The organism is Nocardia brasiliensis, assembly GCF_042691675.1.
Classification (GTDB): domain Bacteria; phylum Actinomycetota; class Actinomycetes; order Mycobacteriales; family Mycobacteriaceae; genus Nocardia; species Nocardia brasiliensis_D.
In genome coordinates this window covers 8,262,406-8,281,990 of record NZ_CP170507.1, presented here as the reverse complement: position 1 = coordinate 8,281,990, position 19,585 = coordinate 8,262,406, and the positions used below count along the sequence as shown (strand labels likewise).

Below are 19,585 nucleotides of genomic sequence, written 5' to 3'. Positions count from 1 at the left end.
ATGCGGTTCTTCCGAGCCGGGTTCCTCGCCGCGGCCGCCGTCACCGTCTATGCCGCCGTCACCGGCCGCGAGAAGGTGCAGTGGATCGCGAAACCGCTGATGATGCCGTTGCTGGCCGCCGACGTGGCCACCGAGGAAACCGCTATCGCCCCCACCGATCGCGCATTGCTGCTCGGCTCGCTGGGCGCCGCGACCCTCGGTGACATCCTGCTCATCGACCCCGACGACGACCGCAGACTGATCGCGGGCGCGTCGGCGTTCGCGGTGATGCAGACCGGCTACTCCGCGCTGTGGTTGCGGCAGGGCGCTCGGCCGCGCATTGCGGTGGCGGTGCCACGATTGGCCGCCTGGCTGGGCGCGGCGGGGTTGATGCGGGTGCGGGCGCCGACGGTTGCCACACCGCTCACCGCCTATGGCGCGGCGCTCGGCACGGCGGCGGTACTGGCGTCGGACCCTGGCCTCGCGCCCGACGCGAAAAACATTGCGGGCGTTAATGTTCCCAATCGCGATCCGCGTAGTCGGCTCGGCGTCGGTGCGTTGCTGTTCACGGTGTCCGATGGACTCATCGTGCTGCGCCGTATCTTCGTCCGCGGGCAGCGGGCCAGGCGGCTGACCGAAGGTGTCATCCTGGCGACCTATGCCGCCGCCCAATTCCTCCTCGCCGACCCGAGGGCGCACGTGAAAGCTGTTGTCCCGGTGACGGAATAGCACGGCGCCCGGTTCTTGCCGGTCACAGCACAACAATGATTCGATCGCGGTTCGCCGGATCGACGCGGATCGAAATCGTCTCGCCCACCGCGAGCCTCGGCTTGTCCGCCGGGGTGACATCGAAAACGATTGTGCCCCGGTAGCTTTCGGACCCCGGGACGGTCAGCTCCAGATCCAGTTCGGTCAGCTCGGTTTGATGATCGGTCCGCTCCAGGGGATGCACCCCGTGCACCGTCGCCCACCCCTCCAGCCCGTCCCGCCACAACCGCCGATCCGCCTTCGACGGCCGCGAGGCCACCATCATCCCGATCCCGAGACACGATCCGAACAGACCGACCAATGCCAGGATCTGATAGGGCAATGTCCCCGGCGGCGTGTGCTGGACCACCCACCCCAACCACAGTCCGAGCACGATCAGGTACCCGGCGGTCACCCCGACCACCGTGCGCAGAATTCGCCCGTGATCCATTCCAGCCTCCACCCCGACTGTCAGACCTCCAGAATAGGCCCGCCGCGGCACTGACGTGCCAGGATCAGCGTGCGACCGGGGCGGTTGATCGGGGCAGCTCTACCAGGCGTCGGTCAGGTCCGCGTGCTGCCGAATCCAGGCGTGCATGGCGATTCCGGCGGCGACACCGGCGTTGATGCTGCGGGTCGAACCGAATTGGGCGATCGAAACCGTCATGGCCGCCGCCTCTTTCGCGTGCGCGGTGACGCCGGGACCTTCCTGCCCGAACAGCAGCAGGCAGTGGCGTGGCAGTTCGGCCGTTTCGAGCGGGATCGAGCCCGGCACGTTGTCCACCGCGACGATGGTGAGCTGCTCGCGGGCGGCGAAGTCCAGCAGCTCATCGATGCTCGCGTGATGCTCGATGTGCTGGTAGCGGTCGGTCACCATGGCGCCGCGACGATTCCACCGCTTCCGCCCGACGATGTGCACGGCCGCCGCGGCGAAGGCGTTGGCCGTGCGGACCACGGTGCCGATGTTCGCGTCGTGCCCGAAGTTCTCGATGGCGACGTGGAACGGGTGTCTGCGCCGGTCGATGTCGGCGACGATCGACTCGCGGGTCCAGTACCGATAGGCGTCGACCACGTTGCGACGGTCGCCGCCCGCCAGTAGTTCGGGGTCGAGCCGTGGGTCGTCCGGCGGTGGCTCGTCGTGCTCGGTGGCCCATGGGCCGACGCCGTGCGGGTGCTCGCCCCACTCGGTGGGCCCCGGTGGGTCCTGCTCGGCCGCGTCCGGCACTGGGTGATTCACTCCGACGATGCTAATTCCGGCCGCGGCGGCGGCGGCGGGTGGCCGATCAGTAGGTGCTGGTGCTGTCCCAGACCCCGGCGATGCCGAGCACGATGAACAGCCCGACGAACAGGATGCCGAGGATGACCAGCACCGAGGCAATGATTCCGCAGACATAGCCGACCATCACATTCGACCGGCCGCCGAGCGCGCCGCCGGACGCGTCGATCTCATTGAGCGCCTTCCTGCCCATCACCCAGGCGACCGGACCGATGATCTGACAGAAGACCAAGCTCAGGATGCCGAGGACCAGGATCATGGTGGCCTGGGGGTGCTCCTGCGGCGGTCCGTAAGCTCCGTAACCTGGATAACCGTACGGCGGCGGCTGCGGCGGGTAGCTCATCAGCAGGATGGTAGTTGGTGTAGCTGGCTACACCCCACATTCGGCGGACAGCTCCATCGAAGACCGCCGCCGCGCCGACAACCATGGAAGCCATGACCGAGACACACGCCGAACCCACCCTCGTGCTCGACCCGACGCCCGGGAAAGCCGGACGGTCCGCCGATCAGGTGGCCCGCGCGGTGCTGCGGGCTCCGTTCCAGGCCCGCTTCTGGAAAGAGCTCGTCTATGTCTTCACGGTGTTCGTCCTCGGCTGCCTCGCCGTCGCGTACATGTACCTCGGCTGGGGTGGCGGGTTGTTGATCTCGCTCACCATCATCGGACTGCCGATCCTGGCCCTGGTGCTGCTCGGCGGGCGGACCTGGGCTCGGATCTACCGGGCGCTGGCCAAGGATCTGCTCGGTGCGCGGCTGACGCCGCCGCCGCCGTTCGCGCCCGCGCCGGGCCTGATCGGCTTCCTCAAGAGCGCGTTCACCGACCGGGCCAGTTGGCGGGCGGCGCTGTTCCTGCTCGCGCAGGCCGTGCTCGGGGTGGTGGTCGGCTATCTCGTGCTGGTCTTCACCGCGATGACGGTGTTCACCGCGATCTCGCCGATCCCATGGCTGGTCTTCCATCCGACCAATGTCGATGCCCAAGGCGTGGAACATCATTCGCTGGCCCAGTTCGGTGACTACTACATCGAGACCTGGCCCCGGGTGCTCGGTCTCGCCGCGATCGGCGTGCTCGGCTGCTTCCTGCTGCCCTGGCTGCTGCGCGCGGTCTGCTGGCTGCACCGGCTGCTGAGCATGGCGTTGCTCACCGCCACCGAGGGCGACCGGCGGATCATCGAATTGCAACAGGGCAGGCAGGCGGCGGTCGACGACTCGACGGCCACGCTGCGGCGGCTGGAGCGGGATCTGCACGACGGCACCCAGGCCCGTCTGGTCACCATCGCGATGGCGCTCGGCCGCGCGGAGGATCGGCTGTCCGCGGGCGGTGATCCGCGCGACCTGATCGCGGACGCGCACGCCAGCTCCAAGGAGGCGCTGACCGAATTGCGCGAGCTGGTGCGCGGAATCCACCCGCCCGCATTGGAACTCGGGCTCGGCCCGGCACTGGAGACGCTGGCCGCGCGCAGCTCGGTTCCGGTGGAACTGCGGGTGCACCTGCCCGAGCGTCCGAGTCCGGCGATCGAGGCGATCGCCTACTTCTCGGTCGCCGAGCTGCTCACCAACGTGGTCAAGCATGCCAACGCCACCCGGGCCTGGATCTCGGTGCTGCCGACGGATGCGCGGACCATCTCGGTCACCGTGCGGGACAACGGAATCGGCGGTGTTCTGCAACCGGCTCCGGGGGAACTCGGGGTAGGCAGCGGACTTTCGGGTCTGGCGGCCCGGGCCCGCACCGTCGACGGCACGCTCACCGTGCAGAGCCCGACCGGCGGGCCCACCGTGGTCACCATCCTGCTGCCGAAGGACGGCTCGCGGTGAGCGAGTCGCTGCGGATCGTGATCGCGGAGGACAGCGCGATCCTGCGTGACGGCCTCGCGAGCCTGCTCATCGAGCGCGGCCACGAAGTCGTCGCCATGGTCGGCGACGCGACAACGTTGAGTGACGTGGTCGGCACGCACAACCCCGACGTCGCCGTCGTGGACGTGCGCATGCCGCCCAGCTTCACCGACGAGGGCCTGCTCGCCGCGATCGAACTGCGCCGCAAATATCCGATGACCGGCGTGCTCGTCTTCTCCCAATGGGTCGAAACCCGTTATGCCACCGAACTTCTCGCTGCTGGCGCGAGCGGTGTCGGCTACCTGCTCAAGGACCGGGTGGCCGATGTCCGCGATTTCGTCGACGCACTCCAACGGGTCGCCACCGGCGGCACCGCCCTAGACCCGGAGGTGGTGAGCCAATTGATGGGCGCATCCCGCCAACAGGATTCCCTGGCCCGGCTCACCCCGCGCGAGCGCGAGGTGCTCGAACTGATGGCACAGGGCTTGTCCAACAACGCCATCGCCACCGCCCTCACCGTCACCGAACGCGCCGTGGAAAAACACATCGGCAACATCTTCACCAAACTCGATCTTCCCCCGTCCGACACCCACCATCGCCGCGTGCTGGCGGTACTGCGCCTGAAAGCTTCCTGAACGCAGCCGCGGTAAAAACGAATACACATCGCTTCCGTAACAAATCGGGCGCGTAAATGCGGGCCGGACTGGCACCATTGACGCATGACCACGCGGAGGGCCGAGGACCCGCAGCACGCGAGACCGCGGTCGCTGGGCGGCCGTTCGCAGGCAGGCAGGGAGGCCGCTGTGACGCCCGCGCTCTGGTCCGAACGGGCCGATATGGCGGAGTCCGCCATCGTTTCCCGGCACCTGCGTGCGTTATGGGCCTTGCCCGGAACAGAATTGGCGGTGGTCGGCTGGCCGGCCACCAAGCGGGAACGCGCATTCGCCTCGTGGCATTACTGGTGGCAGGCTCATCTGATCGACTGTGCGGTCGACGCGGCCAATCGGGTGCCGACTCCGGTGCGCCGCAAGCGGATCGCCGCGATCGCGCGCTCGCACCGCATCCGCAATATCAGCGGCTGGACCAACAAGTACTACGACGACATGGCCTGGCTGGCCATCGCGCTGGAACGTGCGGAGCGGATCGCGGGCGTCACCGAGGCGCGCAGCGGGCTGATCGCCTTGGAGAAGCCGCTGTACGACGGCTGGAACCCGGCGGTCGGCGGCGGCCTGCCGTGGCGGATCGGCGCCGACTACTACAACGCGCCCGCCAACGGCCCCGCCGCCATCGCGCTGCTGCGGCTCGGACGGCAAGCGCGCGCCCAGGAGATGGCGGACTGGCTGGACGCGACGCTGCGTGATCCGGAGACCGGCCTGATCCTCGACGGCATTCACCTGCCGTCCGGGGAGATCGAGCGGCCGGTGTACAGCTATTGCCAGGGCGTTGTCCTTGGCGTGGAAACCGAGCTCGCGGTGCACACCGGTGAGCCGAAGCACGTGGAGCGGGTCCATCGACTACTCGGCGCCGTCGAAGAGCACCTGACCACCCGCGGCGTCGTCAACGGTGGCAGTGGCGGCGACGGCGGACTGTTCAACGGCATCCTGGCGCGCTACCTGGCGTTGGTCGCGCTGATGCTGCCCGGCGACGACGCCGCGCGGGAGGCCGATCGGCGCGCCGCGGCCGCGATCGTGCGCGCCTCCGCGACCGCCGCCTGGGCGAACCGGCTCGAGGTGGAGGGCGAGCCGCTGTTCGGGCACGACTGGGGCAAACCGGCGACGCTGCCGGGCGGCATTGCCGGGGCGGGCCGGTTCACGCCCGGCGGTTCAGTGACCTCCTCGCGGGTGCCGGAACGCGATCTGTCGGTGCAGCTGTCCGGCTGGATGCTGATGGAGGCCGCGTACCAGGTCAGCGCCGCGGGCCTGTGATCAGGACGCCGACTTCGCTTTTCCCGAGGTCAACGGTGGCAGATACTCACCGACAAGCGTGCGTTGCCACCACGCTCGATCACGCAGCAACTCCTGGCGGGTACTGAAGCGGTACTCGTAGAGCCGCGCGCGCACGTACTTCGGCGGGGCATCGGGGAACGGATTGTGGCGCAGCAATCGCAGCGTCGCCCGGTCGTTCACCAGCAGTCGCTCGACGAACGGCAGCAGCCAGGGCCGCGCGTAGTAGGGCGAGATGGCCGCGAACCACATCAACCAGTCCAGCCGCAGATGGTAGGGCGCCCACTGGCGCGGCAGCCGCCGCGGATCGCCCGGCTTGCCCTTGAATTCGTACTCCCGCCACACCGTGCGTTCGGAGATGGTCGGGTCGTCGGTGCCTTCGATCACCACCTCCTCGCGGGTCCGGCCGATATTGCCGAACGCTCCGTAGGTGTTGCCCAGATGAAACGCATTGAAGGACATGTTCATTCGCTGATCGCGGGAGAGCATATTGCGCACCGGCCAGTAACTCAGCGCGACCATCAGCACCGTGCAGGCAAGCACCGCGCCCGCGAACCACATCGGCGGCTCCGGCACCGCGGGCGCCTCGGGCACCGGCAGGGCCTTCCCCACCAGCGATCCGTCGATCACGGTGAGCGCCAACAGGATTGTCACCCAGTTCAACCACGCGAAATTGCCGGAAAGCACCAACCACAGCTGGGTGACGACCACGATCCCCGCGGCCACGCTCGCCACCGGCTGCGGCGCGAAAAGCCCGAAGGGGACGACCAATTGGACAAAGTGGTTGGCCGCCACCTCGACCCGGTGCAGCGGCTTGGGTAACCGGTGGAAGAACCAGCTCAGCGGTCCGGGCATCGGTTGGGTCTCGTGGTGGTAGTACAGGCAGGTCAGGTCGCGCCAGCAGGGATCGCCGCGCCACTTGATCAATCCGGCGCCGAACTCCACTCGGAACAGCAGCCACCGGGTCAGGTACAGCACCAGTACCGGCGGCGCCGTCTCGTCGTTACCGAGGAAGATCGCGAGAAACCCGGCCTCCAGCAGTAACGACTCCCAGCCGAACGAGTACCACCGCTGCCCGACGTTGACGATCGACAGATACAACACCCACAGTGCCAGCCACATCAGCATCGCCGCCCACAGCGGCACCAAGTCCGCGGCCCCGACGATCACGGCCGCCGACAAGCCGACCCCCGTCCAGGCCAGCACGGCGAAGAACCGATCGGAGTAGTGCACCTGGAAAATGCTCGGCGCCGAACGGAACGGCGTCCGCCGCACGAATCGCGGCACCGGCAGCATCCCGCGTTCGCCGATGAGCGCCCGGAACTGCAGGGCCGCGCCGAGGAAGGCGATCAGGTAGATGACCGCCAGCCCGCGCTGGAAGACCAGTCTGCTCAGCCAGTATTCGGGTGCCGTGAACCAGTCCATGCCCGCAGCTCCTCGGACGGCGGGAGTTCGCTCGCATCAGCTGCGTACCCGAGCCCGTTTGCGGGAAACCCAGAGGTCAGTGTTCGGCTTCGGCCACGCCGCTGCTCGCGGTCTCCAGCTCGAACTCCTCCGGCGGCTTCGCCATCTCCTGCCGGTAGTGCCGGATTCCCAGCACGGTTCCCAGGATCAGGCCGACCACCAGCGTGCCGATCACGATGGGCATCAACCACGGCACCCGGTCCAGGAAGTTCCCCGCGTAGTACCCGATGAGCAGCAGCACCGGCGCCCAGATGATCGCGCCGATCGTGCTGGCCACGGTGAATTTGCGGTGGTCCATCCCGGCCGCGCCCGCGACCGTCGGGCACAGCGTGCGCACCCAGGGAATCCACCGGGCGATCAACACCGCGACGAACCCGTGCCGCTCCAGCAGCTCGGTGACCCGTTGCAGGTTGCGGGTGTTGATGTAGCGGCCGTTCTTGCGGGCCACCAGCCGATGCCCGGTCCGGTTCCCGATGACGTAGCCGACCTGGTTACCCGCGATGGCCGCGAGCATCGTCCCGAGCGACAACGCCCAGACCTGCGCCTCGCCCGAGGCGTTGGACGCCATCACGATGCCCGCGGTGATCAGCATGGAGTCACCGGGCAGGAAAAGCCCGAGAATGATCGCGCACTCGATGAAGACAAAGGCCAGCACCACTGTCCAGACGAGCGCCGGACCCGCCGACATCAGCGGATCGAAAGTGCCCACTGCCAGGGGCGAGGACGCCGCGAACACGCGCTTAGCGGGTCGGCTCGTTCGTCGAGGCGGCCAGCTCGGCGTCCGGCCGGGCTACCGGCTCCGCACCACGATTGAGCAGCCGCTTCGCTACCGCGATGATGCCGGGCAGCACCGAGACGAACACGATGAGCAGGAAGATCGCCTCGACGTTGTCCCTGATGAAGGCGACATTGCCGAGGAAGTAGCCGAGCACCGTGACGCCGCCACCCCACAGGATCGCGCCGACGATGTCGAACGCGACGAACTTGCGGTAGTTCATCTTGGACACACCCGCGAGCACCGGCATGAAGGTGCGCACGATCGGCACGAACCGGGCCAGGATGATGGTCTTGGGCCCGTGCTTCTCGAAGAACTCGTGCGTCTCGGTGACGTAGTGCTTCTTGAAGAAGCGGGTGTCTTCCTTGTGGAACAGCGCGGGGCCGATGGCCCGGCCGATCCAATACCCGCTCTGATCGCCGAGGAAGGCGATGAACGTGACGGCGGGCACCAGCACCCAGATCGACACCGGCGGATTCGGCTGCGCCGCCAGCAGGCCACCGGTGAACAGCAGCGAGTCGCCGGGCAGGATCGGGAAGAGCAGGCCGGTCTCGATGAAGACGATCACCAGGATGGCCGGGAGCACCGCATTCTTCAGCCACGTCTCCGTGAGCAGGTGCATCGGGTCGAGCAACTCCGTGAGGGCGATGTTGCTCGTCACCGATTCTGTCGCTGCCAGCAGAATCACGCGGTCTCCTGTTCTGGATATGGCTGGCCTGATCGCTTGCCACCCCGTCGGAAGCTGCCAGCGCAATTACCGGCCCCACAGTACCGGGTTCGGCTGAGAAACCCCGTGCTGAGCGCGAAACTACCGGCTGGTCACTCGCTGGTTCCGGGTGGACCACCGGCCGGTAACTTTTCCGGCCTCCCTGGATACCAGGCGAAACACTGCTGTCCTAGGGTGGTGGCTGACAAAATAGGTCTTTGCCGCAACAACACGGAGGTCTTACTGTGCCCATCGCGACTCCGGAGGTCTACGCCGAGATGCTCGGTCGGGCCAAAGCGAACTCCTTTGCCTTCCCCGCCATCAACTGCACGTCGTCGGAGACGATCAACGCGGCCATCAAGGGCTTCGCGGACGCGGGCAGCGACGGCATCATCCAGTTCTCCACCGGTGGCGCCGAATTCGGCTCCGGCCAGGGCGTGAAGGACATGGTGACCGGTGCGGTCGCGCTGGCCGAATTCGCGCACGTGATCGCCGCGAAGTACGACGTCACCATCGCGCTGCACACCGACCACTGCCCGAAGGACAAGCTGGACGGTTTCGTCCGGCCGCTGATCGCCATCTCCCAGGAGCGGGTGAAGAACGGGCAGCACCCACTGTTCCAGTCGCATATGTGGGACGGCTCCGCGATCCCGATCGACGAGAACCTGGACATCGCCAAGGAACTCCTGAAGTCCTGCGCGCAGGCCAACATCATCCTCGAGGTCGAGATCGGCGTCGTCGGCGGTGAAGAGGACGGCGTCGAGGCCGAGATCAACGACAAGCTCTACACCTCGCCCGAGGACTTCCAGAAGACCATCGACGCGCTCGGTGCGGGCGAGAACGGCAAGTACCTGCTCGCCGCGACCTTCGGCAACGTGCACGGCGTCTACAAGCCGGGCAATGTGAAGCTCCGGCCCGAGGTGCTGGCCGAGGGTCAGAAGGTGGCCGCGGCCAAGCTCGGTCTCGGCCAGGACGCGCAGCCGTTCGACTTCGTCTTCCACGGTGGTTCCGGCTCGCTGAAGTCGGAGATCGAGGACTCGCTGCGCTATGGCGTCGTCAAGATGAACGTCGACACCGACACCCAGTACGCCTTCACCCGGCCGATCGTCACCCATATGTTCACCAACTACGACGGCGTGCTGAAGATCGACGGTGAGGTCGGTAACAAGAAGGTCTACGACCCGCGCAGCTACCTCAAGAAGGCCGAAACCTCGATGGCGGCGCGGGTCACCGAGGCATGCAATGATCTGAAGTCCGCGGGAAGGTCGATCAGCGCCTGACCCCACCACCAACCCACCGGGGGGCTCGACAGCTCATGTGTCTGGATGTGCGCGTGCTCGGGCCCGTCCGGTTGCTCGTCGGCGGTGAGCCGGTGGCGGTCGGCGGGCCCAAGCCCCGGGCGCTGCTCGCCGCGCTCACCGTGAATCGGCGGCGCGCGGTGTCCTCGGCCGCGCTGGCGGACATGGTATGGAACGAGGATCCGCCCGATTCCTACGCCGCGAGTCTGCAGGTGTTCGTCTCGAACATTCGTAAGGCGCTGCGTAATTCGGGCGTGGATCCGGCGCAGGTGTTGCGCACCGAATCCGCCGGCTATCGGCTCGAGGTGGCTGAGAACGCCTGCGATCTCGGACGTTTCGAGTCGAGCCGGGAGGCGGGCAACCGCGCGGCCGCGCTCGGCGATCATGCCGGTGCCGCCCAGCTTTTCGGTGCCGCACTGCGCGAATGGAGCGGCCGGGCAATGGCCGATCTGGCCGGGCTGCAATTCGCCGACGGTTTCGCCACCGCCATGGACGAGGAGCGGCTCGCCGTCGCCTCCGCCCGCATCGACGCCGAAATCGCCTGCGGGCGCGCCTCATCGGTGATCGGCGAGCTGGTCGCGATGACCACCGAGCATCCGCTGCGCGAACCGCTGTGGGGACAGCTGATCACCGCGCTGTACCTGTCCGGCCGCCAGGCCGACGCGCTCGACGCGTGCCGCCGGGTGCGTACCGTGCTCGCCGAGGAACTCGGCATCGATCCGGGGCCAGCGCTGATCGAGCTGGAACAGCGGGTGCTGCGCCAGGAACCGCTCAGTACCGTCGAACTCAGGCAGGTCGAGCGGATGGCCGCGGCGATGACCGAGACCGTCACCGAGGCGCCGAGCACGGTGCGCAGCGGGCAGCTGCGACTACCCGACGGCCGGGTGGTGCCGATCGCGCAGGGCGGCTTGCGGATCGGCCGGATGACCGACAACGACCTGGTGCTCGACGACCCGAAGGCCAGCAGGTATCACGCGCACATCATGCCGAGCCGGGCCGGTCTGCTGATCAAAGACCTGCACTCGGCCAATGGCGTCTACGTCAACGACGAACCGATCGAGAACGGCGCGTTGCTTGCCGACGGTGACGAGATCCGCATCGGCGCAACGATGTTGGTCTTCCAGGCGGCGCAGTGAATCACCACTCGTTGCAGGCGATGCCGTCGCCGTCCTCGTCGAGCATCGGGTTGTACTGCGGCAGCCCGCGGTATATCGGTCCCGCGTGTTCGGCTCGCGCCTGAGCGCAGTTGGTGTAAACCCTTCGCTTCTTCTCGGATTCGCCCTTGCCGTCCCGGTCCGGCCGCTCATGCGACTCCGGACGCGCGATGAAGGCGGCGGTGGGGGTCTCGGCGATGGCGGTCGGCGGCACCAGGGTGAGGGCGCCGACCATGAGACACGCGGCACCGATCGCGGGTGTCGCGCGGCGGATTACTGAATAACTCACGCCATCCATCGTGCGCCGAAACAGCGCCGTCGTGGGGTGCGAATTTCCTGGGCCGCAAATTGTCCGGCCGACCCAGCTCGAGCTGCGATGATTGCGCTCGCGCGCAGCGTCGCCTAGGCCAGCCGAACCTCGGCGATGGCCCGGCCGAACAGCTTTCGGCCCGTCGAGGTGCCGCCGAGCACAATCGTCGCGGTACGGGTGCTCGGGTCGAGCGCCTTGATCCGGCCGGTGAAATCCACCGTGCTCGCCGCGTCCGCGGCCACCGGGACGAAGCCGGAGAACCGCACGCTGAACTTCTCGATGGCGGTCGGATCGCCGAGCCAGGAGGTCAGGTAGCCGCCGGCCAAGCCCATGGTCAGCATGCCGTGCGCGACCACCGTGGGCAGGCCGACCAGTTGCGCGGCGTGGTCGCTGAAATGGATCGGGTTGGCATCGCCGGACACACCCGCGTAATTGGCCAGGTCGCCGCGGGCCAGCCGGAAGGACTCGGCCGGGAGCTGGTCGCCGACGGACAGTTGGTCGAAGTCGGGCAGCGTGTGTACCGGTGCGATCTCGCGGTCGGCCGCCGGGACGGGCAGTTCGCCGATGCCCAGCGGGATCAACGCGGAGTTGTCGTCCGATCCGTGGTCCCCGGTAGGGAATTCGACGACCTGGCCGTGCATCATGATGTTGTCGACCACGTCGGCGAGGTTCGGGTCCACCTCGGCGCCGCGCCGTGCCACGATTGTCGTCGAGCCGATCAGCGCGAGCTCGTCGCGCTGGTTGACCAAAGCGGACCGGACGACGACGAAATCGTTGTCGCCGAACTGGCGGATCGACTCGATCAGGATCTCGCTGGTGAGCCGGTCACCGGCCAGGATGGGCCGGTAGGCCTGGAAAACCTGATCGGTCTGCAGGATCTGCGAGAGGTCGTATTCGGTGAGCACCGATTCGAGCAGCGAACGGGTGCCGGACGAGCCGATCACCGAGGCGAAGGTCGGCGGCGCGATGACGCCGTCGTAGCCGAGCTTGTGCGCATCGGCTTCCTGCTGATGCGCGCCGTGGTGGTTCTGCACCGCCCGCGCGAACTCGCGGATCTTTTCCCGGCCCACTTCATAGTGGTCCCGAACGCGGAACCGCTGCCCGGCCAGCGTCGCCGTCTGCGGTAGGTCATCGGTTTCGAGCGCCATCGTCTGTTCCCTGCCCATGATGCGGCCACGCTACTAATGAACCGGACCCGTGACCAGCTGAGTGTGAGCAGGACTACCGCCGATCGATACGGAATTGCTATCGAGTTTGCCTGTTCGTCATTTTCGGGGCTTGCGCGATACTCCGTGGCTATCAAACGCATTGATGGTGCTCGGCTGTCCGTGTGGCGGACAGCCGATTCACCGATTCGAAGTGGGTGGTGTCGCGAGCTAGGGCGTGCTGGTGGGCGGATCGCAGACCTTCCACCCGTTGTCCGTGCGCTGGAGGTCGAAGGTGCGTGCGGAGCGTTTGCTCGGATCGGCCTCGGTATACACGGTGGCCTGAGCGATCGCGGTGTCGTCGGTGATCCGGATGGCGTCGACGCCGTCCACTACCGGAATGTTCCTGCGCTCCATCGACAGCTGGTGCACGCCGGCGAACTGATCCGCCGGGATGCCCTGATAGAAGTCGTGCAGCGGACCACAAGTGGTGTCGCGCAGCGCGGTCAGGTCACCGGACTGCAGCGCCTGGGTGTAGTCGGTGATGGCGGCCCGGACCTGGGCCTCCGGCGAATTGTTCGTCGAGTTGACGACCACCGCGACCGCCACCCCGATCAGCACGACCACCAGCACGGCGGCACCGGCCAGGGCGAGCAGCCACTTCTTGGAACGACCTGATCCGGTCGCCGCGGGTCCGGACGGCGCCTGCGCGGGTGTAATGCGCTGTGGCTGGGCGATCGGCCTGGGCTGAGGTGGCCGCGGGCCGCCGAGCGTCTGTGCGGGCAGGGTCGGCTGCACATCCGCCGGGGAGGGAGCCGACGCCATCTGGCGCGGCATGGGCGGCCGCGGCGGCGCGGGACGGGTCTCCTCGACCGGTGCGGGTCCGCTCTGCGGCGGGGCCGAAGGACCTTGCTGGCCAGGCTGTTTGGGTCCAGGGGCGGGGCGCGGCGTGCTCGGCGGCTTGGTGATCGGCACCCGCCCCGCGCCCGGCACGACCCGATCGGTCCCGGCGGGCTTGGGCGCATCGGCGGGCCGCTGGATCGGCAGCGCCACGGTTTGCGCATCGTCCGGCTTGATCACCGGCATCGCCACGGTCACGTCCTCGGAGCCCGGCGGCGGCTGGCGTCCGGCGTCCGGCGCGGTCCCGGGAGCCTTCGTCGGCATTTTGACGGTGTCGGCCTCGGGCCCGGCGTTCTCGACCGGCGGTGCGGGCCGCTGTACCCGCATCACCGTGGTGGGCGCGTCACCATCCACGTCTGTCGCCGGGGTCGTCTTCTCGGGCGGCGCCGACGCGCCCGGCGCGCTCTTGCTGGTTGCCGCGGATCCGGGCTGGTTCCGATCGCCGCGTTCGATCGCTTCTGTCGCGGCCTCGGACGCCGCGGGGGCGCTGGGAAGCACACCTTCGGCGGCACGCTTCGCCGGAGCGTCTTCGGTCGACGCGTGGGTTTCCGCCTTGGCTCCCGCAGTGGGATCGGCCGCGCCGCCCCGGGCAATGTCGGCGGCAGCACCACCGGATGCGGGCGTATTTTGTTGGGCTGCCGCGGTTTCCGAGCGCGGCTCGGGGCGATCAGCAGGCGAGTCGGCTGACACCGAGGGAGACGCCGTACCGGGCGTCGAGTTGGCCGGTGTCGCGGTTGCGGACGTAGCGCTCGGCGTCCGACCAGAGGGCGAGTCGGTCGCTGCCGAGGGAGCGGTCTGGCCGGTCGGGGTCGTGGTCCCCGACGCGGAAGACGTTGCCGCTGCGGCGTTGTCAGGTGTTGCGCCGGAGTTGGACGCGGTGGAGTCCGGCTGCCGCGACGCAGCTGCGCGTGCGGCACCCGCAGAAACCGAATCGCTCGCAGTGCTCCCGGTCGACGCGGTACCGGAAGTGGGCGCGGAGCTCTCGGCGCGCGACGCGGCCGGGTCCGTGTTCTGTGCACCGGCGGATTCGGCGCGGGCCGAGGAGGAACTGGCCGGAGCCGAATCGCTCGCGGTGCCAGCCGTCGACGTGGCAGGGTTATCGCGAGGCGGGCCCGAGTCCTCAACATCTGCTGCGGTCGAGTCCGAGGCAGCCGAGGAGCCGGGTGCGGCGGTGGTTCGGTTCGGCGACGCGTCCGGCGCGGTCGAGTCCGGCACAGCCGATGAGTCGGGTGCGGTCGAGGTCCGGTTCGGTGACGTATTCGGCGCGGTCGAGTGTGGGTTCGCCGAAGCGCCCGGCGGGGTTGAGCGTTGGCTTGCCGAAGCGCCCGGCGGGGTCGAGCGTTGGCTTGCCGATGTGCCCGGCGCGGTCGAGTGTGGGTTCGCCGATGTGCCCGGCGCGGTCGAGTGTGGGTTCGCCGATGTGCCCGGCGCGGTCGAGTGTGGGTTCGCCGATGTGCCCGGCGCGGTAGCGCCCGGTTTTGCCGAACTGTCGGCAGTGGAGGCGGGCGGCGACGACGAGTTCGGCGCAGGTCCTGTGCTGCCCGCCGTACCGGTCGCGTTCGAGCCCGGCGCTGGGATGGGGCGGGTAGGGGCAGCGGCCTGTGGTTCCGCCGGACGGGCACCGCCGCCTGCGACGGTGGTGCGTTCCGTGGGGGCGTCGGGGCGTGCGGTCGCTCCGGCCGGGTTTGCCGGGTCGGCGCTCTCCCGTGCCGGGTTCTTGTCGTCGTTCGGGTCGGACACGCACTACCCCTCGCTCAGGCGGAACATGGAACTCGACGGCCAGCTTAACGGGCACAGCGGGACAAAGTCCGGCTGCAGACCGCGCACGGCGGGAGCGAATGCGGAGGTACGCGGATCGGCAAATCCCGCACCGGTGCAACAATGAACCGCATGACCTCGTTCGGTGATCTGCTCGGCCCGCAACCGGTACTCCTCCCCGAAATCTCCGACGCCGAAGAGGCGTTGCTCGACAAGACCGATCCGGTCCGCGTCGCGGCCGACCATCCGGCCGCCTCGATCGCCTGGGCATATCTGGCCGAGGCCGCGCTGACCCGGGGCGAAGCCAACGACGAACCGATCAACCACGACATCGTCGCCGCGTACGCGTTCGCCCGCACCGGCTACCATCGCGGCCTCGACCTGCTGCGCCGCAACGGATGGAAGGGCTTCGGGCCGGTGCCGTGGAGCCACGAACCCAACCGCGGTTTCCTGCGCAGTGTGGGTGCGCTGGCCCGCGCGGCGAAGGTGATCGGCGAGACCGAAGAGTACGCGCGCTGCCTGGATCTGCTGGAAGATTGCGATCCGAGAGCCGCCGCCGAGCTCGGTCTCGACTGAGACGTAGGGATGCGGGATCGCGAAGCGATTCGATGGGGGGTGGCGGTCGGGTGACGGGTGTGCTCGATCTGAAGCCCCGCGTAGGAGTTGCCCGGGCGAGCACCATGGATCGGCTGCGTGCCTCGTGGGCGCGGCTGCGCCTGTCCGCGCTGCCGATCATCCAGTGTGCGGTCGGCGCGGCACTGGCCTGGTTCATCGCGCGCGAGATCGTCGGGCACCCGCAGCCGTTCTTCGCACCGACCGCGGCCGTGGTGTCCATCGGCATCTCGTTCGGCGCCCGGCTGCGGCGTTCGGTGGAGTTGGTCGTCGGCGTCGCGGTCGGCATCGGCATCGGTGACCTGTTCATCACCCGCGCGGGCACCGGCGTCTGGCAGATCGCGCTGGTGGTCGCCGTCGCCATGGCCGCGGCGGTGTTCCTCGACGGCGGGTCGATCATCACCATGCAGGCGGCCGGTTCCGCTGTGCTCGTCGCGACGCTGCTGCCGCCCTCGGTGGGCGGCGGCTTCTCCCGGATGATCGACGCCCTGGTCGGTGGTCTGGTGGGCGTGGTTGTGGTGGCGTCGATTCCACTGCACCCGGTGCGCCGCGCCCGTGAGCAGGCCGCGGAAATCCTTGCGGTGATGGGCAAGTCGCTCACCGAATGCGCCGACGGCTTGCTCGAGCAGAACCCGGACAAGGTGCGCACGGCGCTGACCGCGGTGCGCGCGACGCAACCGCAGATCGACACTTTGCGTGCGACGTTGGAGGGCGGCAGGGAGATCAGCCGGATCTCCCCGCTGTACTGGAATTCTCGCGCCCGCCTCGAACGCATCAAGGCCACCGCCGACCCGCTCGACAACGCGGTCCGCAATACCAGAGTGCTGCTGCGCCGCTCGCTCACTTTGGTCCAGGACGACGAAATTCTCGACCCGCGCCTGATCGATGAGGTCGAAAAGCTCGGCCAGGCAGTCGATGTGGTGCGCCGGATGATGCTGGCCGATCCGGGCGAGCAGCCGGATCAAGCCGAGGCGGCCAGGGTGCTGCGCACGGTGGCCAAGGAGGCGCGGCCCGAACTCGTCGAGGGCGCCGGGCTTTCGGCGCATGTCGTGTTCGCTCAGGTGCGGTCGATCGTGGTCGACCTGATGCAGGTGTGTGGCATGAAGCGGATCTCCGCGATCGCCCTGCTCCCGCCCACGGTGCCCAAGCCCTTCGTGACCCCCGAGGAATGACCCCGACTACTCAGCGAATTGACCGGCACTTCGGCCGACTGCGTGTGCCTCTTTGCCGCCTGCGGCCGATCGGAATGATCTTCGGGTAGTCCGCTACTCGTGTTCCGGCAGGCCCGACGCCATAACTTGAGCAAGTGACCGCGATTGAACGAGGGGTGTCGCGGTCGATCACTTCGCAGCCACAGCGACTGCCCCACCGGCCATGTGGTGTGGTGGCCGGGCGGGTAGGGGCAGGTATCGCGCTGCGGAGGGCGGAGCCGCTCGGCCGGGATGACCGGGCGGCTCAGCCGCCACTCGCTTCCTTGCTGAGCGGGAACATCCTGGCCTGGCCGGGCCGCAGCGTGAATCGCCGCCGCTCGAAATCCCAGAACCGGTAGATCGGCCACTGCACGGTGTGCGTCAGCCAGGCGCCGACAATGACGGCCCGATGAAACGGCAGCACCTGATACCCCTGGCCGGTGATGGTGCGCAGACCGCCCAACTGGAATTGCCACCAGCGGCGGGGACTGGTCCGTCGCCGCCGGGCCGACGTCTGGACCCGCATATTCTTCAACTGGTCGATGCGTAGCCCGCGCTTGGTCAGGCACAGTGCCAGATCGAGGTCGTCGATCACGTCCGGCCGGGTGACGGTGTCGTCGCGAACGTCGAGCCATGCCGTGCGTCGGATGGCCATGTTCGGGCCGTGCATGTTGCCGACTCGGCCGCCGAGCTTGCCGCGTCGATCTTGAAGGTAATAACCGAATTTCAGGAAGAAGCCGACCGGCGAGTCGTAATAGGTGGTGATGCCGGTGACCGCGGCGACCTCGGGGTGTTCGGTGAAGTGCCGCCGAATGGTGGCACCCCAGTCGGGGTCGACCAGGGTGTCGGCGTCGGTCCGGCCGATGAGATCGCCACGCGCCTTGTCGAATCCGGCGTTGCGGGCCCGTGCGACGCCGCGCTGTGGTTCCTCGACCAGCTCGATTTTCGGATGCTCGAGTGCGTAGTCGCTGACGATTTCCCGGGTGCCGTCCTGGCTACCGTTGTCGACCACCAGGATTTCGTCGATGGTGTCCTGGGCGACGAGGCGGTCCAGGGTTTGCGCGATGCATGACGCTTCGTTCAGCACAGGGATGACGACGGACAGCACCGTCGCCGCATCGGGATTGCTCATTCTGTTGTACTGCTCCAAATTCTTGGCCGGGCACGAGAAATCGACAGTTGGGTCTGTTCTCTGCCCGAACAGACACGCGTCAGCGCGTGGCGTGGGTGTGGATCGAGGGGGGAACCCACCCGCCGGCGCGGGCGTGAGTTCAGCACACGATCGGTGTGCACGCCGACCGTGATTGCTACCGACGTCGGGTGTCAGTAGCGGGTAATGATCATTGGATTCGACCCTAGTTGGCGCAGTCCGAACGCAGAATCCCCAATGCTTGGGGGCAGCAAGTGTATTGGCCGAGCCGGTGGGGGCGCGGCCGCCGTTGGTCAGTCGCCGGTCGGGGCGACCCGGGGTGGGGCCGGACGTAGCGTGAACCGCCGTCGATCGAAATCCCAGAACCGGTAGATCGGCCACTGCACGGTATGCGTCAGCCAGGCGCCGACAATGACGGCGCGGTGAAACGGCAGCACCTGATAGCCCTGTCCGGTGATGGTGCGCAAGCCCGTCAACTGGAAACGCCACCACTCGCGCGGGCTGGTCCTGCGCCGCCGGGCCGAGGTCCGCGCCCGCATATTCTTCAGCTGGTCGATGCGCAGCCCGCGCTTGGTCAGGCACAACGCCAGGTCGAGATCCTCGGCGACGTCCGCTCGAGCGGTGACGTCCTCGCGCACCGCCAGCCACGCGGATCGGCGAATGGCCATGTTCGGGCCGTGCATATTGCCGACCGGACCACCGAGCTTGCCGCGCCGATCCTGAAGGTAATAGCCGAATTTCAGGAAGAAGCCGACCGGCGAATCGTGATAAGTGGTGATTCCGGTGACGGCGGCGGTGTCGGGATGTTCGGTCAGATGATCGCGGATGACCTCGCCCCAGTCCGGCTCGACCAGGGTGTCGGCATCGGTTCTGGCGAGGAGATCGCCTTGCGCCTTGTCGAATCCGGTCTTGCGCGCGGCCGGGATACCGCGGGTCGGTTCTTCGACTAGGGCGACCTTCGGATGGGCGAGCGAATAGTCGCTCACGACGCGGCGGGTGTCGTCCTCGCTGCCGTTGTCTACCACGATGATCTCGTCGATCGCGTCCTGGACGACCAGGCAGTCCAGGGTGCGCTCGATGCGAGTCGCCTCGTTCAGTGCGGGGATCACGACGGAAAGCACCGTCGCGGAAGATGTGTTGGTCATGCTGGTGGCTCCAACTGTGTCCTGAGGTGCAGCGAAAGTGCCGACCGGTAGGCCGTTTTCCGCTGGTGCGGGCGCGCGTGGGCGCGGTGTGTGATGGTAGTCGGCCGTCGACGGTGACGCCGGGTCCGAAGACGGCAGGTTTTTGCCACACTCGGGTGTGTACCAATCGATCTGTGGTGCTATCGATCTCGCGCGTTGACTACCCG

At 67.9% G+C, this 19,585-nt stretch carries 20 protein-coding genes; 9 read left to right on the top strand and 11 right to left on the bottom strand.

Annotated elements, in window-relative coordinates; all coding sequences use genetic code 11:
• Positions 1–708, top strand: coding sequence for a lysoplasmalogenase (locus ACFK0J_RS38210; RefSeq protein ID WP_378734530.1), 708 nt, complete (start codon positions 1–3; stop codon positions 706–708).
• Between the two features lie 22 nt (positions 709–730).
• Here the strand turns inward: ACFK0J_RS38210 and ACFK0J_RS38205 are convergent, their stop codons facing one another.
• From ACFK0J_RS38205 to ACFK0J_RS38195, 3 genes are all read right to left on the bottom strand, one after another.
• Positions 731–1,177, bottom strand: a complete 447-nt coding sequence (locus tag ACFK0J_RS38205) for a hypothetical protein (RefSeq protein ID WP_378734529.1) — start codon at positions 1,175–1,177, stop codon at positions 731–733.
• Between the two features lie 99 nt (positions 1,178–1,276).
• Entirely contained in the window at positions 1,277–1,963 is a 687-nt protein-coding gene (locus tag ACFK0J_RS38200) for a TrmH family RNA methyltransferase (RefSeq protein ID WP_378734528.1), read from the bottom strand.
• Positions 1,964–2,009: 46 nt separating this feature from the next.
• Complete coding sequence (locus ACFK0J_RS38195; protein WP_218472158.1) at positions 2,010–2,345, bottom strand: DUF4190 domain-containing protein; 336 nt, start codon at positions 2,343–2,345, stop codon at positions 2,010–2,012.
• A gap of 92 nt (positions 2,346–2,437) precedes the next feature.
• Between ACFK0J_RS38195 and ACFK0J_RS38190 the strand changes: the two genes are divergently transcribed.
• The 3 genes from ACFK0J_RS38190 (at position 2,438) to ACFK0J_RS38180 (ending at position 5,754) form a co-directional block, all read left to right on the top strand.
• Positions 2,438–3,811, top strand: a complete 1,374-nt coding sequence (locus ACFK0J_RS38190; RefSeq protein ID WP_378734527.1) for a sensor histidine kinase — start codon at positions 2,438–2,440, stop codon at positions 3,809–3,811.
• Positions 3,812–3,819: 8 nt separating this feature from the next.
• Positions 3,820–4,464 (top strand): LuxR C-terminal-related transcriptional regulator, encoded by a 645-nt coding sequence (locus ACFK0J_RS38185; protein WP_378743312.1) that lies wholly within the window; start codon positions 3,820–3,822, stop codon positions 4,462–4,464.
• Between the two features lie 201 nt (positions 4,465–4,665).
• The gene (locus ACFK0J_RS38180) at positions 4,666–5,754 is read left to right on the top strand and encodes a glycoside hydrolase family 76 protein (RefSeq protein WP_378743310.1); all 1,089 of its coding nucleotides are present in this window, start codon (positions 4,666–4,668) and stop codon (positions 5,752–5,754) included.
• Here the strand turns inward: ACFK0J_RS38180 and ACFK0J_RS38175 are convergent, their stop codons facing one another.
• The 3 genes from ACFK0J_RS38175 to ACFK0J_RS38165 all read right to left on the bottom strand — a co-directional run bounded on the left by ACFK0J_RS38175 (position 5,755) and on the right by ACFK0J_RS38165 (position 8,633).
• Entirely contained in the window at positions 5,755–7,197 is a 1,443-nt protein-coding gene (locus ACFK0J_RS38175) for a lipase maturation factor family protein (protein WP_378734526.1), read from the bottom strand.
• 76 nt (positions 7,198–7,273) lie between these two features.
• The gene (locus ACFK0J_RS38170; protein WP_378734525.1) at positions 7,274–7,924 is read right to left on the bottom strand and encodes a DedA family protein; all 651 of its coding nucleotides are present in this window, start codon (positions 7,922–7,924) and stop codon (positions 7,274–7,276) included.
• Between the two features lie 52 nt (positions 7,925–7,976).
• Entirely contained in the window at positions 7,977–8,633 is a 657-nt protein-coding gene (locus tag ACFK0J_RS38165) for a VTT domain-containing protein (RefSeq protein WP_246634846.1), read from the bottom strand.
• Between the two features lie 329 nt (positions 8,634–8,962).
• Between ACFK0J_RS38165 and fbaA the strand changes: the two genes are divergently transcribed.
• Together fbaA and ACFK0J_RS38155 are read left to right on the top strand one after the other, a co-directional pair.
• Entirely contained in the window at positions 8,963–9,997 is a 1,035-nt protein-coding gene (gene fbaA, locus ACFK0J_RS38160) for a class II fructose-bisphosphate aldolase (RefSeq protein ID WP_378734524.1), read from the top strand.
• A gap of 35 nt (positions 9,998–10,032) precedes the next feature.
• Positions 10,033–11,151, top strand: a complete 1,119-nt coding sequence (locus ACFK0J_RS38155) for a BTAD domain-containing putative transcriptional regulator (protein WP_378734523.1) — start codon at positions 10,033–10,035, stop codon at positions 11,149–11,151.
• Between the two features lies 1 nt (position 11,152).
• Here ACFK0J_RS38155 and ACFK0J_RS38150 read toward each other — a convergent pair whose 3' ends face one another.
• The 3 genes from ACFK0J_RS38150 to ACFK0J_RS38140 form a co-directional block, all read right to left on the bottom strand.
• A complete protein-coding gene (locus ACFK0J_RS38150; RefSeq protein WP_378734522.1) occupies positions 11,153–11,458 on the bottom strand; it encodes an excalibur calcium-binding domain-containing protein in 306 nt (101 codons plus the stop codon).
• Positions 11,459–11,571: 113 nt separating this feature from the next.
• Entirely contained in the window at positions 11,572–12,645 is a 1,074-nt protein-coding gene (locus tag ACFK0J_RS38145; RefSeq protein ID WP_378734521.1) for a fused (3R)-hydroxyacyl-ACP dehydratase subunits HadA/HadB, read from the bottom strand.
• A 210-nt stretch (positions 12,646–12,855) separates the two neighbouring features.
• Entirely contained in the window at positions 12,856–14,214 is a 1,359-nt protein-coding gene (locus ACFK0J_RS38140) for a hypothetical protein (protein ID WP_378734520.1), read from the bottom strand.
• A 28-nt stretch (positions 14,215–14,242) separates the two neighbouring features.
• Between ACFK0J_RS38140 and ACFK0J_RS38135 the strand changes: the two genes are divergently transcribed.
• The 3 genes from ACFK0J_RS38135 to ACFK0J_RS38125 all read left to right on the top strand — a co-directional run bounded on the left by ACFK0J_RS38135 (position 14,243) and on the right by ACFK0J_RS38125 (position 17,066).
• Positions 14,243–15,409, top strand: a complete 1,167-nt coding sequence (locus tag ACFK0J_RS38135) for a hypothetical protein (RefSeq protein WP_378734519.1) — start codon at positions 14,243–14,245, stop codon at positions 15,407–15,409.
• Positions 15,406–15,858, top strand: coding sequence for a DUF3151 domain-containing protein (locus tag ACFK0J_RS38130; RefSeq protein ID WP_218479450.1), 453 nt, complete (start codon positions 15,406–15,408; stop codon positions 15,856–15,858). Before ACFK0J_RS38135 ends, ACFK0J_RS38130 begins: the two co-directional genes overlap by 4 nt.
• A 104-nt stretch (positions 15,859–15,962) precedes the next feature.
• Complete coding sequence (locus tag ACFK0J_RS38125) at positions 15,963–17,066, top strand: aromatic acid exporter family protein (protein WP_378743307.1); 1,104 nt, start codon at positions 15,963–15,965, stop codon at positions 17,064–17,066.
• A gap of 283 nt (positions 17,067–17,349) precedes the next feature.
• On the opposite strand, the gene ACFK0J_RS38120 is transcribed toward ACFK0J_RS38125, so the two are convergent.
• Positions 17,350–18,216, bottom strand: a complete 867-nt coding sequence (locus ACFK0J_RS38120; RefSeq protein ID WP_378734518.1) for a glycosyltransferase — start codon at positions 18,214–18,216, stop codon at positions 17,350–17,352.
• A gap of 311 nt (positions 18,217–18,527) precedes the next feature.
• Positions 18,528–19,379 (bottom strand): glycosyltransferase family 2 protein, encoded by an 852-nt coding sequence (locus tag ACFK0J_RS38115; protein ID WP_378734517.1) that lies wholly within the window; start codon positions 19,377–19,379, stop codon positions 18,528–18,530.
• Positions 19,380–19,585: the final 206 nt, after the last annotated feature.